At 44.9% G+C, this 16209-nt stretch carries 12 protein-coding genes; 1 reads left to right on the top strand and 11 read right to left on the bottom strand.

The genetic code is table 11. The features are described from left to right. Positions 1-154 precede the first annotated feature (154 nt). From HMPREF0083_RS02665 to pdxR, 10 genes are all read right to left on the bottom strand, one after another. Positions 155-2032, bottom strand: a complete 1878-nt coding sequence (locus HMPREF0083_RS02665) for an ABC transporter ATP-binding protein (protein WP_021619444.1) — start codon at positions 2030-2032, stop codon at positions 155-157. Next, complete coding sequence (locus HMPREF0083_RS02660) at positions 2029-3756, bottom strand: ABC transporter ATP-binding protein (RefSeq protein WP_021619443.1); 1728 nt, start codon at positions 3754-3756, stop codon at positions 2029-2031. Before HMPREF0083_RS02660 ends, HMPREF0083_RS02665 begins: the two co-directional genes overlap by 4 nt. Beyond that, positions 3753-4241 carry a MarR family winged helix-turn-helix transcriptional regulator gene (locus tag HMPREF0083_RS02655; RefSeq protein ID WP_021619442.1) on the bottom strand — a complete coding sequence of 163 codons (489 nt, stop codon included), beginning with the start codon at positions 4239-4241 and terminating at the stop codon, positions 3753-3755. Before HMPREF0083_RS02655 ends, HMPREF0083_RS02660 begins: the two co-directional genes overlap by 4 nt. A 187-nt stretch (positions 4242-4428) precedes the next feature. Beyond that, positions 4429-5646, bottom strand: coding sequence for a multidrug effflux MFS transporter (locus HMPREF0083_RS02650; RefSeq protein ID WP_040301243.1), 1218 nt, complete (start codon positions 5644-5646; stop codon positions 4429-4431). A 412-nt stretch (positions 5647-6058) separates the two neighbouring features. Continuing rightward, positions 6059-6685, bottom strand: coding sequence for a nitroreductase family protein (locus HMPREF0083_RS02645; RefSeq protein ID WP_021619438.1), 627 nt, complete (start codon positions 6683-6685; stop codon positions 6059-6061). Between the two features lie 275 nt (positions 6686-6960). Beyond that, positions 6961-8889 (bottom strand): ABC transporter permease, encoded by a 1929-nt coding sequence (locus HMPREF0083_RS02640; RefSeq protein ID WP_040301242.1) that lies wholly within the window; start codon positions 8887-8889, stop codon positions 6961-6963. After that, a complete protein-coding gene (locus HMPREF0083_RS02635; RefSeq protein WP_040301241.1) occupies positions 8864-9643 on the bottom strand; it encodes an ABC transporter ATP-binding protein in 780 nt (259 codons plus the stop codon). Before HMPREF0083_RS02635 ends, HMPREF0083_RS02640 begins: the two co-directional genes overlap by 26 nt. A gap of 101 nt (positions 9644-9744) precedes the next feature. Then, positions 9745-10827 carry a sensor histidine kinase gene (locus tag HMPREF0083_RS02630; protein ID WP_021619435.1) on the bottom strand — a complete coding sequence of 361 codons (1083 nt, stop codon included), beginning with the start codon at positions 10825-10827 and terminating at the stop codon, positions 9745-9747. Further along, positions 10824-11531 (bottom strand): response regulator transcription factor, encoded by a 708-nt coding sequence (locus tag HMPREF0083_RS02625; RefSeq protein ID WP_021619434.1) that lies wholly within the window; start codon positions 11529-11531, stop codon positions 10824-10826. Before HMPREF0083_RS02625 ends, HMPREF0083_RS02630 begins: the two co-directional genes overlap by 4 nt. A 396-nt stretch (positions 11532-11927) precedes the next feature. Then, positions 11928-13334, bottom strand: coding sequence for a MocR-like pyridoxine biosynthesis transcription factor PdxR (pdxR, locus tag HMPREF0083_RS02620; protein WP_040301240.1), 1407 nt, complete (start codon positions 13332-13334; stop codon positions 11928-11930). Positions 13335-13546: 212 nt separating this feature from the next. On the opposite strand from pdxR, the gene HMPREF0083_RS02615 reads away from it, so the two are divergent. Continuing rightward, positions 13547-14506, top strand: a complete 960-nt coding sequence (locus tag HMPREF0083_RS02615) for a proline dehydrogenase family protein (RefSeq protein WP_021619431.1) — start codon at positions 13547-13549, stop codon at positions 14504-14506. 130 nt (positions 14507-14636) lie between these two features. Here HMPREF0083_RS02615 and HMPREF0083_RS02610 read toward each other — a convergent pair whose 3' ends face one another. Beyond that, a complete protein-coding gene (locus HMPREF0083_RS02610; RefSeq protein WP_021619430.1) occupies positions 14637-16202 on the bottom strand; it encodes a flotillin family protein in 1566 nt (521 codons plus the stop codon). Positions 16203-16209: the final 7 nt, after the last annotated feature.

The following is a 16209-nucleotide window of genomic DNA, read 5'->3' as shown; positions in this document are numbered from 1 at the left end:
GCGTCTACCTAGATGTTTTGCGGTCCCGCCTGGCCAGGGCAAAAAGCGGCCCTCTATGCTTCCGTGCAGGAGACGAACCGACGCCCGTTTGGGGCACGGTGTGGTGATGATCCACTCTGGAGCATACTGGATAATCAACACCCTTGGTCTCTTATCATACAACACGCTTAGGTGTCTTCATCATAAACTGGCTGTTATAAAGATCCGCATAGAATCCTCCCTCTGCCATAAGCTCCTCATGACTCCCCTGCTCTACCACATTACCATTATTCATTACAAGAATGATGTCTGCATCCCGAATGGTAGAAAGCCTATGGGCAATAACAAAGCTTGTTCTTCCTTTCATCAGCTCATTCATTGCCTTTTGAATGTATGCTTCTGTTCTCGTATCAACGCTGCTTGTTGCTTCGTCAAGAATAAGGATGGCCGGATCGGCAAGAATGGCCCTGGCGATTGTTAGAAGCTGCTTTTGACCTTGAGAAATATTGGATGCTTCTTCATTTAATATTGTCTCATAGCCATCTGGAAGGGTTCGAATAAAATGATCCGCATGCGCTGCTTTTGCCGCTTGAACAATTTCTTCCTCAGTTGCATTCTCACGGCCATATGCGATATTATCCCGTATCGTTCCATTAAATAGCCATGTATCCTGAAGTACCATACCGAACAAACTGTGCAAATTTCCGCGCTTTAGACGCGTAATGTCGACACCATCAATTGTTATTTTGCCATCATTTATTTCATAAAACCGCATCAGCAGGTTAATTAATGTGGTTTTACCTGCACCAGTTGGGCCTACGATCGCTATCATCTGTCCCTGTTTGACATGAATATTCATATCATTAATAAGTATAGCGTCTTCTTTATAACCGAATGTAACGTTTTGGAAGCAAACTTCCCCCTTCGGAGACCGAAGCTCCCGAGCATCAACGGCTTCTGGTATTTCTTCTTGCTCATCGAGAAGTTCAAAGACACGCTCAGCCGATGCAACCGTAGACTGAATAATATTCGCAATGTTGGCCAGCTGCGTAATCGGCTGTGAAAATTGCCTTGCATACTGGATGAATGCCTGAATGTCTCCGATTGCAATCGAATTTTTCGTAACAAGCACGCCGCCGATAACGCAAATAAGCACATATCCAATATTGCTAATAAAGCTCATGAGCGGCATAATGATACCGGAAATAAATTGCGCTCTCCAACCTGAATTGTATAGCCTCTCATTAATATCATTAAAAACGGCGACGGATTTATCCTCATGTCCAAACGCCTTAATGATTTTATGGCCCGTATACATCTCCTCCACATGACCATTCAATTCTCCAAGCGCCTTCTGCTGTCCGACAAAATAAGCTTGCGAGCGTGAAGCAATCGCTTTGGTTACGATAAGACTGAGGGGCAGAGTTAAAATAACTACTAGCGTCATTACCGGGCTTATCGTCAGCATCATCACAATAACACCAATAAAAGTAACGATAGATGTAATGAATTGCGTAAGGCTCTGCTGCAAAGTACTGCTAATATTATCCACATCATTAACAACCCGGCTCAAGATCTCCCCATGTGCTCGGGAGTCAAAAAACGAGAGCGGCAAACGTGAAAGCTTATCGTCTACTTGCTTACGCAATTCATATACGGTTTTTTGTGCTACACCAGCCATGATGTATTGTTGAATATAGCTGAATAACGCACTGAAAATATAAAGACCGCCCAGCAGAAGAAGGATTTGCAAAATATACTCAAAATCAATATGGGCACCTGGTACCCCCTTCATTTTCATCATCATGCCTTCAAATAACTTAGTTGTCGCGTTTCCCATAATTTTCGGGCTGACAATGCTAAAAACTGTGCTGAGTATTGCCGTTATAAATACGGCAAACAACTGATATTTACGAGGCTTCAAGTAGCCGATTAGTCTGTTCAGGGTGCCTTTAAAATCTTTTGCTTTCTGTACCGGCATCCCCATTCCAGGGCCTGCTCCACGACCAAAGCCACGTCCTCCGCCGGAAACCTGCCTGCGTTCTTCACTCATGCAATTTCCTCCTCTGACAGCTGCGAGAATACGATTTCCTGGTATACCTCGCAAGTATCCATCAATTCCCGGTGATTACCGATTCCTGCAATTCGTCCCTCATCTAGTACGATAATACGATCAGCATCCATGACTGTACTAACCCGCTGAGCAACAATGAACACGATAGAATCGGTTATCTCTTCTTTGAGTGCCATACGCAAGTTGGCATCCGTCTTGAAATCAAGTGCCGAAAAGCTGTCGTCAAAAATATATATTTCCGCTCTTCTCACTAAAGCCCGCGCAATGGAGAGACGTTGCTTCTGTCCACCGGACACATTTGCTCCTCCTTGTGCAATCACAGAATCAAAGCCATCCTTTAACCCTGTGATAAATTCAGTAGCTTGAGCAACTTCAGCTGCATGCCGTATTTCCTGGTCTGTCGCTTCCTCTTTGCCATACCGAATGTTCTCTGCAACCGTTCCCGAAAACAGGACGGCTTTTTGCGGAACAAAACCGATTTTCCCCCGTAGGCTTTCCTGCGACATATCACGAATATCTACACCATCAACAAGGATGCTGCCGCTATCAATATCATAAAATCGTGGAATAAGGCTGATGAGCGTTGATTTGCCCGATCCGGTGCCACCGATAATTGCCGTGACTTCTCCAGGGCTTGCACTGAATGAAATATCCGTCAGCGCACATTTCTCTGCACCGGGATAACGAAAGGTTACCTTCCGAAATTCAACGCAGCCTCTTTGACTGTCAGCATGCTTTATTTGTACTGGATCCTTAATCTCAGGAATCATATCCAACACTTCGTTAATTCTAATCGCCGAAGCTGATGCGCGAGGAATCATAACGAACATCATCGAAACCATAATCAGTGAGAACATAATCTGCATCGCGTATTGAAGAAATGCCATCAAAGAACCGACTTGCATATCCCCGCTATCAATACGAATACTTCCAAACCAAATAATCGCAATCGATGAGAAGTTAAGAACGAGCATCATAACCGGCATCAGCAGCGCCATGATTCGATTGACCTTAACCGCTGTTTTGGTTAAATCAACATTCGCTTCATCAAAACGGCGTTTTTCATGATCAATACGGTTAAAAGATCGAATGGCACGAATGCCGATAAGACCTTCACGCAGAACAAGATTTAATTTATCAAGTTTAACCTGCATCGCTTTAAAAAGCGGCATTCCCTTACTGACGACGGCAAAAATTGCAGCGGCAATAACCGGAAGCACTATAACAAGAACCAATGAGAGTTTGGCATCCTTAGATACAGCCATAATAATGCCGCCAATACACATCATCGGTGCACTGATCATCATCCGTAGCATCATCGTTACTACTTGCTGTACTTGTGTAATATCATTAGTTGTTCGGGTAATGAGAGAAGATGTACCAAGCCTATCAAACTCTTGCAGGGAAAAATTTTCAACATGCGTGAACACCCGATTACGAATCAGTTTGCCAAACCCTGCGGAAATCTTAGCGGATAAAAAACTGGCTGAAATGGAGCAAATCATGCCTATGGCGGCAATCAGCAACATAAATCCACCAATTCTCAAAATATACGGGATATCCCCCTTAACGATCCCCGTATCTACAATGTCCGCCATCAAGGTCGGAAGATATAAATCGGACAGGGCCTGTAAAAAAATAAGCGCTAAAACAATGGTGATGGAAATGCGGTACGGATACAAAAACCTGAAAAGCTTTATCATACTTTGTCATCCTCGTTCCATTTCATACTACGGGTATTGACGTCCTTCTCGTTAAAATAAACAAACACCTTGGTTAAAAGATCAGCAAGCTGGTTGCTTTGCTCTTCCCCTAAATATTCAATCAATCCGTTGAAAGAATCCAAAAGAGCAGCTTCCGCCTTTCGGGTAACTTCTTCCCCTTTCTCAGTAAGCGCAATCCAAACAACGCGTCGGTCTGTCAAATCGGGTTTCCGCTCCACCAATCCATCCGCCTCAAGACTTTTAATTAACTGAGTAACAGTTGGAGAGGTTACATGAAGAAGCTTGCTAATTTCTGATACTTTCATCTCTGTACAATCAGGTTTTCTTTCTTTTCTTATACAGAACAAAACCTTTATTTCGCTTGGTTTATACCCCATAATCGATCGCTTATGCCATTCAGCCTTCTTAAACTGGATAAAGGATTTTAATAGCTTCTGTGCGGTTGAAGTATGATTCACACTCATTTTTCTCCTTTCCTGAAATTAGTTAGTTATGTAAATAGTTTTTATACTAATTTGTTAAACAAACTAATTATATTTTTGGGTTTACACTTTTGTCAATCTTTTTAGTTAAAATATAGCAATAAAAAAATGGCTTCTGAAACAACACTGTATACAGCATCGTTTCGGAAGCACAATTCAAATAACAAGCCTATCGGCGACGTACCATAAGAGCGTAACATACGATGGCCCCAACTTCCGAGACAGCGATGACGATCCCCATCGGAACAGCCGTATGGCTGCCGCCAAGCCCGACCAGCGGTGCCGCAATCGCTCCAAAAACAAACGGCAGAAGCCCTAATAGCGCGGAAGCACTACCTGCGGAACGCTCTTGATTTTGCATGGCGAGCGAAAACCCGGTTGTTGTTACAACCCCGACACTCGATACTACGAAGAATAAAGGAATCATAACGGCCAAAAGCCTTGCACCGATTAAAATCATGATGAGCAATAGGATACCGCCAAGCGCGGCAAGACCAAGGCCGGTGACAAGCAGCCTCGTTTCGCTGACCTTCCCGGCCAGGCGGCCGGTGATTTGACTGGCAATAATAATACCAAGACCATTAATCGCAAAAAGCACACTAAACGTCTGCGGCGACACTCCATATATATTCTGTAGAACGAACGGGGAGCCTGATATGTAGCCAAACATAGCGGCAAGCACCAACCCTTGAGACAATGCATAGCCCATAAAGACCCGGTCGCCAATAAGAGAACGAAATGTAGATAAAGTACCTTTAATGCCGCCCGTTGAGCGACGTTGAATAGGTAGTGTCTCAGGTAACCCGAAGAGAGCTCCCAGCAGCATAATGGCTCCCAAAATGCTGAGTACAACGAACACGCCGCGCCAGGAGGTTACCTCCAGCAGCAATCCTCCTGTAATCGGGGCAAGTATCGGAGCCACACCATTAACCAGCATCAAAAGCGAGAAAAACTTCGTCAGCTCTGAACCGGAATACATATCACGCACCATGGCACGGGAAATCACGATACCTGCTGCACCTGACACCCCTTGAACAACACGCAAAGCAATCAACACCCATATAGAAGAACTGATCGCACATAGCAGCGATGAGATAGCATAGATGATAAGAGCGACAATAAGCGGCTTACGACGTCCTCGCGCATCACTGAGTGGACCAACGAGCAATTGGCCGAACGCAAGGCCCAACAGGCAAGCCGTCAGGCTAATCTGAACCAGGGATGTGCTGGTATTCAAATCACCGGTCAATGCTGGCAATGAAGGCAGATACATATCAATGGACAGCGGCCCAAACGCCGTTAAAGCCCCAAGTATAAGCGCCATCCATAATCTCCGTGATTTTGTAGGTGCCTGTGTAGCATCAAAACTGTTTGTGTGACTACTCATATGTATATCTCAACCCTTTCATCATCTCCGTACATCAGCAAGATTCGCTGTTTATATCGTATCGCATGTCAAACCTTTAGTCGAAGGATTGCTGCTCCGTTTTCTCGTTTCCTGTTCAATAACACGCCTGTTGATTATCCATAAGGTGAAAGAAAAGATGCACGCGTCGGCATGTTCCCTCGTCTTTTTCTCACAAGGAAGAGACACAGCCGCTTTTTGGCGCCAGGGCCGGACCGGCAAAACATCTGGGCCTCTCGGGGCGGGAGACGAACCGACGCCCGTTTGGGGCACGGTGTGGTGACGACCCACTCTCCCGTTGTAATTATCATCGTTACAACAAAAGAAGTCAATATTCTAACTTTATTTAAAAAATCCGTTCCTTTTCTCAAAAAGAACGGATTCCATTCTGTGCTCAGAAAGAGTTATATGTAACAAACTCGCTAATTGGTTTACGATAACCCCGGGGCCTTTGATTCGAAACATCTTCTTTGCCCAATGTAATCAAAAGTACCGGAATGTAGCGCTCAGGAATATTGAACAAGTTGCGTACCGCCCCCGGATCGAAGCCGATCATCGGGCACGTATCCCATCCTTTGGCTTTTGCAATTAACATAAACTGCATGGCCGACAAGCTCGCATTACGAATCGCTTCTTCCCTTTGAAAGGCCTCCCCTCGCTTTTCATAAAATTGCATAGTAGACTGTACAGTCATATCGTACTCCTGTTTACTTAGCACACCAAGATTCAAAAGACCTTCATTTAGCTGACCGGCTTGCTGGTACGCCTTCGTATCCCCTAAAACCAAAATAACGGCGGAAGCTGTTTTTACTTTGTACTGCTTATTAGCTGCCTCATATATGCCTTCTTTACGAGCTGGGTCGGTGACGGCAACATAATGTGTATGCTGTAAATTAAATGCCGATGGAGCAAATTTAGTTAATGAAAATAGATCGGCTAGTTCTTGCTGGGAAATTTCAACGCCTTGAACAAATTTTGTAGCAGAACGTCTTTCTTTTATCACAGACATAAAATCACTCATGTGGTTTCTCCTCACTTTGCAATTAATCGTTTTTCCATGTTTATCTTGTCTTTATTTATTTTACCACACCAACTTTAAAAAAGTAATATATATATTTTAAATTAGTTTAAATTCAAAAATAAAAAAGCACTCACTACCATATGGCATGAATGCTTTTTCAGGGCACGGACGTACTCTCATTCTTCTCAATTCATAACAAAATATAAGGCCGACGGTTCGGGCATCTCTACTTCTTCTCCGATTCGTCCGGCAAATAACGTGGTGCATGCACTGTATCAATATCCTGCACGATGTATTTGTCTGAAGTACATATGACGACTTAACAGGAAATAAATAAACTGCATGGCGAAGTACACTACAATCACGAGTAAACCATAATTCCACACACTGATGGCAAGAATATCGCCCAATGTTTTCAGCGCAAATGCAGCATGGATACTGCCGATGAGAAACGGAAGGAAGAAAATAATCCCGATCTGGACTGTGGCGATTCGCTTTAATTCTTCCTCCGTCATACCGATGCGGCTGAGCGCCATATTCTGCGCACGATCTTCCTGTAGCTCCGTAAACAACCGAAAATAAATCATGCTGCCGGCAGCGATAAAGAACAGGATCGCGACAAATACACCGAGGAATAAAGTCAGTGCATAACTATCACGTTCCTCCAAATACGGTTCAATACGCGTAGCAATGTCCTTTTGCCAGGACGGCGGCAGCTCGCTCCGCACAAGCGTCATAAGTTGTTTCGTCTTTTCCCATTTTTCCGTATGCAGCGCACTGTACACGTGACGCGATGAAGGTGGCACCTGTGCATGCAAGGCAGCAAAATCACTATCAGGCAGCACAACCGTATACGTGAACAAATTCAGGTTTGTTCCTGCACGCTGTTCTTTAAGCCTTGCAGTTTCTGAAATCGCACCGGAACGAAACGTGATAGCTGTTCCAACAGGATAAACCGGATCAGTAAGCTGCCTGTAAGGCGTAAGCAGCAGCATCTCTCCAGATTCAAGCTGGATGGTCGGTGTTCCCAGACGTTCCGCACGATGATTAAAATCACGGACAGACAACACATGCGCTTCTTCCGGCTGACGGAATGGTGGTGCATCTGCCGATACCTTCGTTGCGACTTTCACGGTCAGCATGGTTATTCGTTCCGGTGTATTCACACCGATCCCCTCCTTAGACGCAGCAGAGGACACAGCCTGTTCAAATCTGGCGGCATCGCCTTCGTTTTTTGCTAGAAAGCTAAACGTGTCAGGCACATTCAGTTCCGCCCACTGCTTCATGCCCGCAAACATCGTATAAAACGTGCCACTAGCCGTAAGGACGACCGCACTTAAAATGGCAACGGAGAACAATACACGCGCATTGTCTTTTAGCTTAAATATGAGCTGGGAGACGATAAGCAGATTCGTTCGGTTGTAAAACAGACGACGATTGTGGCGCAGACGATATAAAATGGCGATACTGCCCTGTGTAAATAGAAAATACGTACCAATAATGGTGGCAACTAAAATAGGCAGCATCAGGATAAATAAGTAATCCTTCCCCCCCCACCAGGCCATGCCATAGCCGGCACCCAGGCAGAACAACGAGAACAAGATGAGCCACTTCGAGTAGACAGGCATCTGCTTCGGCTGACGGGCAACACGCAAAAGCTCGATAATCGGCGTCCTGCCCACCCGCCAGAGCGGAACAAGAAATAACAATTGCGAAAGAATAAAAAAGCTGAGAAAGGTTAAACCGAGCGCTTCGGGCGCAATGATGAAGGCCAGCGGCTCGGGCATTTCAAGAAGTACATCAAGCACCATGAAAAATAGCTTGGTAAACAGGAGCCCAAGCCCTATACCTGTGCCGATAGACAGAACGCTGATGATGATGCTCTCATACATAAGCAGCCGATTAAGCTGGGGCTGACTCATGCCAAGCAGATTCAGCAAGCCGAATTCTTTTTTGCGTGCCGTCAAAAATGCAGAGCTTGAATACAACATGAAGAAGAACGAAAAAATAATAATGATGTACTCCGCCAGAATCATTCCCCGTCGAACCGATGGTCTGAAATGGGCTGTAGCTACGTCCGGATGAAAAATAAATGCCGCATACATAAAAAAGATCATCACAATACATACGGTACTGGCGTAGTACGTCAGGTAACGGTACAAATTCCCCTTTATATTGCTACGAGCGATCCGGCGAAACGTCATAAGCGCTTCCTCCTAGCATGGACAATGTATCAAGTATCTGCTGAAAAAACACTTGTCGACTTGTACCACGGCGGATTTCCGTGAACAACTCACCATCCTTAATGAAGACGATACGCTCACAGAAGCTTGCAGCGAACGGATCGTGCGTCACCATAAGAATGGTGGCATTTTTTTCTTCATTCAAGTTTCGCAACGATTCCAGTACATCGTTTGCTGCTTTGGAATCAAGATTACCTGTCGGCTCATCGGCCAGCAGAATCGCCGGGTTATGAATAAGCGCACGTGCAGCTGCGGCACGTTGCTGTTGTCCTCCTGAAATTTCGTATGTACGCTTATTAAGAATACTTTCAATGTTTAACAGGCGTGCAATATCGACTGCCCGCTGCTCAATTTCCTTCTCGCCTATTCCGTCCAGCACGAGTGGAAGAATGATGTTTTCTTTTACAGACAACGTATCAAGCAAGTTGAAGTCCTGAAAAATAAAGCCGAGTTGACGTCGACGAAACAAAGCCAGCTCTCTTTTTTTAAGCTGATATGGATTTACTCCGTTAATCTCCAGTGTTCCAGATGTTGGTCGATCGATTGTGGCCAGCAGATTGAGCAATGTTGTCTTTCCGCTGCCAGATGGTCCCATCACGCCGACAAACTCTCCGGCTTCTACCTGTAGACTTACCTCGTTGAGTGCTTTGTAGCTCAGCATGCTTTTTTTTGTTCCATATATTCGGGTCAGTGCGTGTGCACGCAGTACCTCCATTCTTTCTCCTCCTCCTGCTCTCATTTCGCTTTCTTACGGCAAGTATAGAACAAGAAAACAGAAGGTCCTATTGATCTTTCTTGCAAAACAAACATAAAATCTTACAGTTTTGTCATGTTTGCATCATGATAAAGATGCGTGCGCTCATAAAAAGATACGGTAACCTCTGTTCCTTTGCCATGCTCGGATGTAATGGCAAGTCCATGTCCGAGACGATCGCAAATCTGCTTGGATAAATAAAGCCCCATCCCGGTCGATTCGGCAAAAGCACGCCCGTTCTCTCCCGTAAAGAACGCATCAAATACGCGCGAAACATCCTGCGGGGGAATGCCGACTCCTTCGTCGCTGATGCGTACATGCCAGCCCTGATCATTGTGAAACAAAGCCATCCGCACGATTTTCGAGCGCTTATCCGTTCTAGACGAATATTTAATACTGTTAGTAAGCAATTGTTGGAAAACAAAGCGAAGCCATTTCTCGTCCGTCTCTACAATAACTTCTTCCTGATCCGCCTCTAGCTTTGGAAAAATGGAAGTCCTGATAAAAAGCTTTTTGTACTCGTGGATAAGCGATCGCAGCATATGTACGATGGATATTTTGCGAGGCACAAAGTCTTTTTCAAACAAATCGAGGCGCGCGTTATATAGCATCATATCGAGACCATGTGCAAGCTTTTCATTTTCTTCTTGAAGGCTCGTTAACCACCGGTACGGGTCATTATCCCGTGAGCCATTATTCGCTTGCTGCAGCAGCAAATCGATGACCGAAACAGGGGTTTTCATCTGGTGAACCCAACGATGAACAAAATGACGGTGCTGCTCCTGTTGCTTCCGATAACGAAAAAGCTCCTGTTTATAGTGCGCATGCTGCCGTTCTAACAATTTCTCGAAAATCCACTGTTCCCGTGTGCAGGCTCCTTGTATATGCATGTCTTCAAAAGAAGGCTCCCCTGTATAAAGCTGATCGCACTTATGGTAAAACGGACGCTGCCGTATGTAATCAAACACAAGTATAAAAAGAAGGCCTGTACATGATAAAAGAATAATATAGAAAACAATCGAAGACGAAAGCGGTTGGTGAGAATGGAACAAACTAAGCTGGATGACGAGTAGAATCACAAACAGATTGATGGCGTACAACAACAAATAGGCAAGCCGATCAAGCAAAAAGGTTCTGATATTCATTGTCCGCTCTCCCAGTTCGGCACCAGACGATAGCCCTGGCTGCGCTTTGTCTCGATAGCATTTCGAATGCCGAGTTCACCCAGCCGCCTACGAACCCTTGTCACATTGACAGACAACGTATTATCATCCACAAACTCTATATCGTCCCAGAGCACTTCTAATAATTCCTCTCTTGAGACAATCTGGTTCGCTTTTTGGACAAGACAGTTGAGGAGTCGGAATTCCTTTTTACTAAGTTCAATACGTTTTCCTTTCCACTCTACTACATTTTGATCACCATAAAGGTATAAACCACCGACATGATAAATATTACGGGTAGCAAAATCACCCCCGGCATACTCCCCATATGTTCGACGCAGTAAACTTTTAACCTTGGATATGACGATTTCGAGGTGAAATGGCTTCGTAATATAGTCGTCTCCCCCATTTTCAATGGCCATTACTTGATCCATTTCTCCTGTTCGTGCCGAGATAAAAATAATGGGCACATTAGAGGCAGTACGAATTTGCCGGCACCAGTAGAACCCATCATAATAAGGAAGATTAATGTCCAACAAAACCAAATCCGGTTGCATTTTTACGCATTCCTGTTTTATCTGACGGTAGTCTTGGGCCTGCACCACTTCATAGCCATATCTGACAAGATAATCGTGCAGAATCGAAGCAATCTTCAGGTCATCCTCAATAATAAAAATTCGATACATACAATCACCCGTGTCTATTAAGTTAGTACATAATACAAATCGCTATAAAGAAAAGTTGCATTACCATCATAATATAAGCATGAATTGTATTCTACAATCCGGCTTGTTACGATAAATAGAAAAACCTGATTTTGCGCTGGAGAAGCAATATATACATGTAGTAATGACGAAGAGCTTCCCGTCGTCTCCACTAATCTGGATGATATTCACAAGGCAAGAGGTGCTTTGGATTATCTACAAAATCAGCGTCCTGTAGTATATGCAAAAGAAGGAATGAATCAGGTATCCTCTACATTTAAAAGATGACTATATAAAAATCACTTGACACAGTAACAAAAGTTCAGGTGGTTGGAAGTAGGAGATTCGGAAAAAAGAAGAGGGTGGATACGCCACCTTTTACAGCCGGCCAGCCACTGCCCGATGCAGCCTAGCTATTCCTTCTTCTATCTCTTCCGGCTTCAAATGCCCGTAACCGAGGATAAGTCGATTGCGATGCTTTCCTTTCTCAATCGCATGATCTTCCACCGGATATACACGAACCCCGAAATGCAGCATCCTTTCAAGCTCTTCTTTCGAGAATGAGCGTTCATGAAACTCCACGACAAGATGCAAGCCCGTTGACTCTCCCAAAATCTTAACTTGTTCAGGAAATACCGCCTTCAAACAACGGATCAAGACATCCCTCCGGTTTCTATACAGTTTCTTCATCCTGGAAGTGTGCCGTTCGAGATAACCTTCACCAATAAAACGGGCAAGAATCAACTGATTCGGGGAGGGCGTATGAAGATCTGTAAACCACTTCAATCTACGGCAGCTTTCAATAAGTTGCGGAGGAAGGATAACATATCCCATCCGAAGGGCAGGCGATAAAATTTTACTGAACGAACCAATGTAAATGACATGCTCCGACTCTAATCCCTGCAAGGAACTCACCGGTGGTCCTTCATATCGAAACTCGCTGTCATAGTCATCTTCAATAATATAGCCCCCCGTTTCTCTCGCATAGTTTATTAGCTCAATCCGCCGCTGAATCGGCAAGGTTCCCCCTAGAGGAAACTGATGGGAAGGTGTAGCAAATACGAATTTCGGTTTTTTGTTTTCAGGTAACAGGGATGTCTTCATCCCATCCCCATCCACCGGTATCGGATACAAGGAAGCCCCCTGCGATGCGAAAATGGTCTGAATATCATTTGTAATCGGATCTTCCATGATTACTTCATCACCTGTTGATAAAAGCAGCCTTGCAACAAGGGTTAATGCCTGTGTCGCCCCGGATGTAATCACAAGCTGTTCCGGGTGGCAGTACACCCCCCTTGTTTTTAATAAATAACGGGATAGTACGTTCCTCAATTCCTGACGTCCTTCTGGAAGATCGTATCCAAATGCAGAAGAGGACGTCTCAGTCCATATGCTATGGGACAATTTCGTCCATGTTCTACGGGGAAATAAATCCAGCTCCGGTATTCCAGACCGGAAGTTAATCACATCATTGTGTTTATTTCCATCCTGACAGCGATACACGAACAGCGGCACATGCACTTTTTTATGTCCCGCTAAATACGTTCCTGAGGCAATGAATGTGCCTGATCCTTTTCGCGTTTCGATGAATCCTTCCGCAAGCAATTGATCATATGCCTCTAAAATAACGTTTCTGGATACATCTAAATCAGATGCCAACTCCCGTGTGGACGGTAATTTATCCCCTGCACGTAATTCTCCATCCAAAATCCGCTCCCGTATGTGCTGATATACTTGCCGAATTAATGGTACGTCAATTGAACGATCAATCGGTATCCAAAACATTTTCATCTCTTCCCCTTTACTATATACATCTGACTTGATAAATCGACACACTTTTGTGGCAGGAGCGGTCGGAAAAAGACGCGCTGCCCTGTCAAAATATCAAGTGTAATTTATATAGAAGTGGTACCATCAAATTTTATAATAAGCGGTACTAACTCAAACCATTTTACCATGCTACAGTTAAATCAGTTCAACAAGAAAGGGTGAATGGGATGTCAGCACCACAAATTCAAGCAGCACAGGCGCTTAAAGCAATTGCACGAAACGAACACATCAAATCATATCTTCAACAATCGGAAGAACTGTATCCCCTGATTTTGCAAGCAGCTAAACGCTTTATAACGGGAGAAAGCAAGCAGGAGGGACTCGTAGCAGCAAAGGAAATGCTAGGGAAAGGGTATGCGATCTCACTGGAATACATAGGCGAAAACACAAAAGGCGAAAAAGAATGTCGGGAAGCCAAGGAGGAGTTTTTGCAGCTTATCGAAGAGATGGGAACTGCCTCTATCCATCAGACTGTTTCGCTTGACTTGTCGCATATTGGACTGCTAATAGACACCGAAATTGCTTACGATTATCTCATAGAGCTGGCCGAGAAAGCAAAATCGTACAATATTACGATAATGGTTAGCATGGAGGAATCCTCAAAAACCGATGATATTCTGAACATCTACAAGAAAGCTGCCAGGCATTATCCCAACATAGGTATAACCGTACAGGCACATTTATATCGTTCGCTCGAGGATATTCACGAACTGATGGATTATCCAGGCAGAATTCGGATTGTCAAAGGTGCGTATCAAGAGCCCTGCGATATAGCTATGCCCAGATCAAAGGAATTAAACGATCGCTATCTTCAGCTTGTAGAACAAGTGGTGAAAGCAAATCATCCGCTATCCATAGCTACTCATGATGAGCCGTTGATTCGCCAAATCGAGCAGCGTCACTATCTTGCCTATCCACAAGTAGAAATAGAAATGCTCTACGGTATACGTCCTGATTTATTAAAGCATGCAAAAGATAATGGGTATACATCCAGAATATATTTGACATACGGACAGGAATGGTATTTGTATCTGTGCCATCGGCTGGCAGAGTACCCGGAAAACCTGTATCTTGCTTTAGCCGACATGATTCAGCCAGCCTCACCAGACAAGTATGATAGCTATTAAAGGATAATGGGGTAACAAGGTCGACAGCAAACGAGGGCGGCATAATTACGAGTGTATTGCCAGCTGTCACAGGAATCCTTGTCTTTTCTCGAAAAAAAGCTGCCGAACATTTCGGCAGCCGCATGATTTGCTATTCGGATTTCTCTTTTACTTCCACATCCGGTAAATCTGTCTCGGTAAAAACGTCATGAATCTGTGAAGACCCTTCTGCTGGCTGTATCGTTGTCATGGGCGATGTCTCCTTCCTCCCTGCCAGGCTCTTAACGAGCTGTTCAATGTCCAGGCCAGACACATCCTTAACCATTTGCGGCGCGGTCGCCATAAGCGATGTTACATAATTGCTTACACGGGCTGCGCCGTCGCCTTTTCCAGTATCGACTACCGTTAATTTTTCGATATTGCCCATCGGTTCAGCAATCTTGCTCGCCAGCTCCGGTAGCATCTTCACGATAATATCGAGCACAGCTGCCTCACCGAACTTCTGGAACGCTTCAGCAAGCTTCTCTTTTGCTTCCGCTTCGGCCAGACCTCTTAGGCGCACGACCTCTGCTTCTGCTGAACCTTTGGCACGCTCCGCTTCGGCAATTGCCAGACCGTCCAAACGTTTCTGCTCGGCCATCGCTTTCGCTTCTGCTTCAATGCGGTATTTATGAGCGTCCGCTTCCCGCATCCGCTTCGCTTTCTCCGCCTCCGCCGCCTGTTCGACCGCATAGCGATCAGCGTCCGCTTTCTTCTTCACTTCTGCATCATATTGCTTCTCACGACGCAGAATCTCTTTCTCTTCCAGGTCGATTTCCCGCTCTTTACGCACTAATTCGACCCTCATTTGTTCTTCTACTACTGACTGTTTGGAACGAGCCTCCTGAACGAAATACGCTTGGTCCGCTTCGGCTTTGGCCATATCCTGATCCTTTTTGAACGATGCTACCTTCAATTCTTTTTCCTTGGACGCTTCCGCAATGTTCGTATCACGCAGAAGCTCCGCTTTCTGTCCTTCCTCTTCTGCCAACGCTTTCTTAATACGGGAATCACGTACAGCCTCTGCTTCAGCAATATCGGCATCACGCTTCACCGCCGCGATGCGAGGACGGCCCAAAGCATCAAGATAGCCGTGTTTATCACGTACATCTTTAATAGTAAACGAAACAATTTGCAAGCCCATCTTCTTCAAATCTTTTGCAGCTACACCTTGTACTTCCTGTGCGAAACGATCCCGATTACGATACACTTCTTCTACGGTCATCGAACCAAGAATAGCCCGCAAGTGACCTTCAAGCACTTCCTGTGCCTCGCTCTTGAGTGCTTCGATCGGCTTGCCCATAAACTGTTCGGCTGCGGTGGATACATCTTCAATCGAGCTACCAATTTTAATAATGGCTACCCCATCCGCCATAACGGGTACGCCTTGTTCGGTGTATACTTCTGGTGTAGAGATATCGAGCTTATGTGATAAAAGCGAAATAAATTCAGCGCTCTGGAAAATAGGAAGAATGAATGCTCCCCCACCGCGTACGATCTTAATACTTCGGCCAGATTCATCCGTTATGACACTCTTGCTGCCAAGAAATGTACCTGTAACAATCATGGCTTCATCTGGCCCCACTGTCTTATAACGTGCCCAAAAAGCGAGCCCGAGCACTAACAGAACAACGACTACAATAATAGGAACTGCAAATATCCCTAATTCTCCCAACATTGTATAC

Origin of the sequence: Aneurinibacillus aneurinilyticus ATCC 12856, from assembly GCF_000466385.1 — a bacterium.
Lineage (GTDB): Bacteria > Bacillota > Bacilli > Aneurinibacillales > Aneurinibacillaceae > Aneurinibacillus > Aneurinibacillus aneurinilyticus.
Note: the sequence above shows the minus strand (reverse complement) of the source record. Positions and strands in the feature narration are given on the sequence as shown.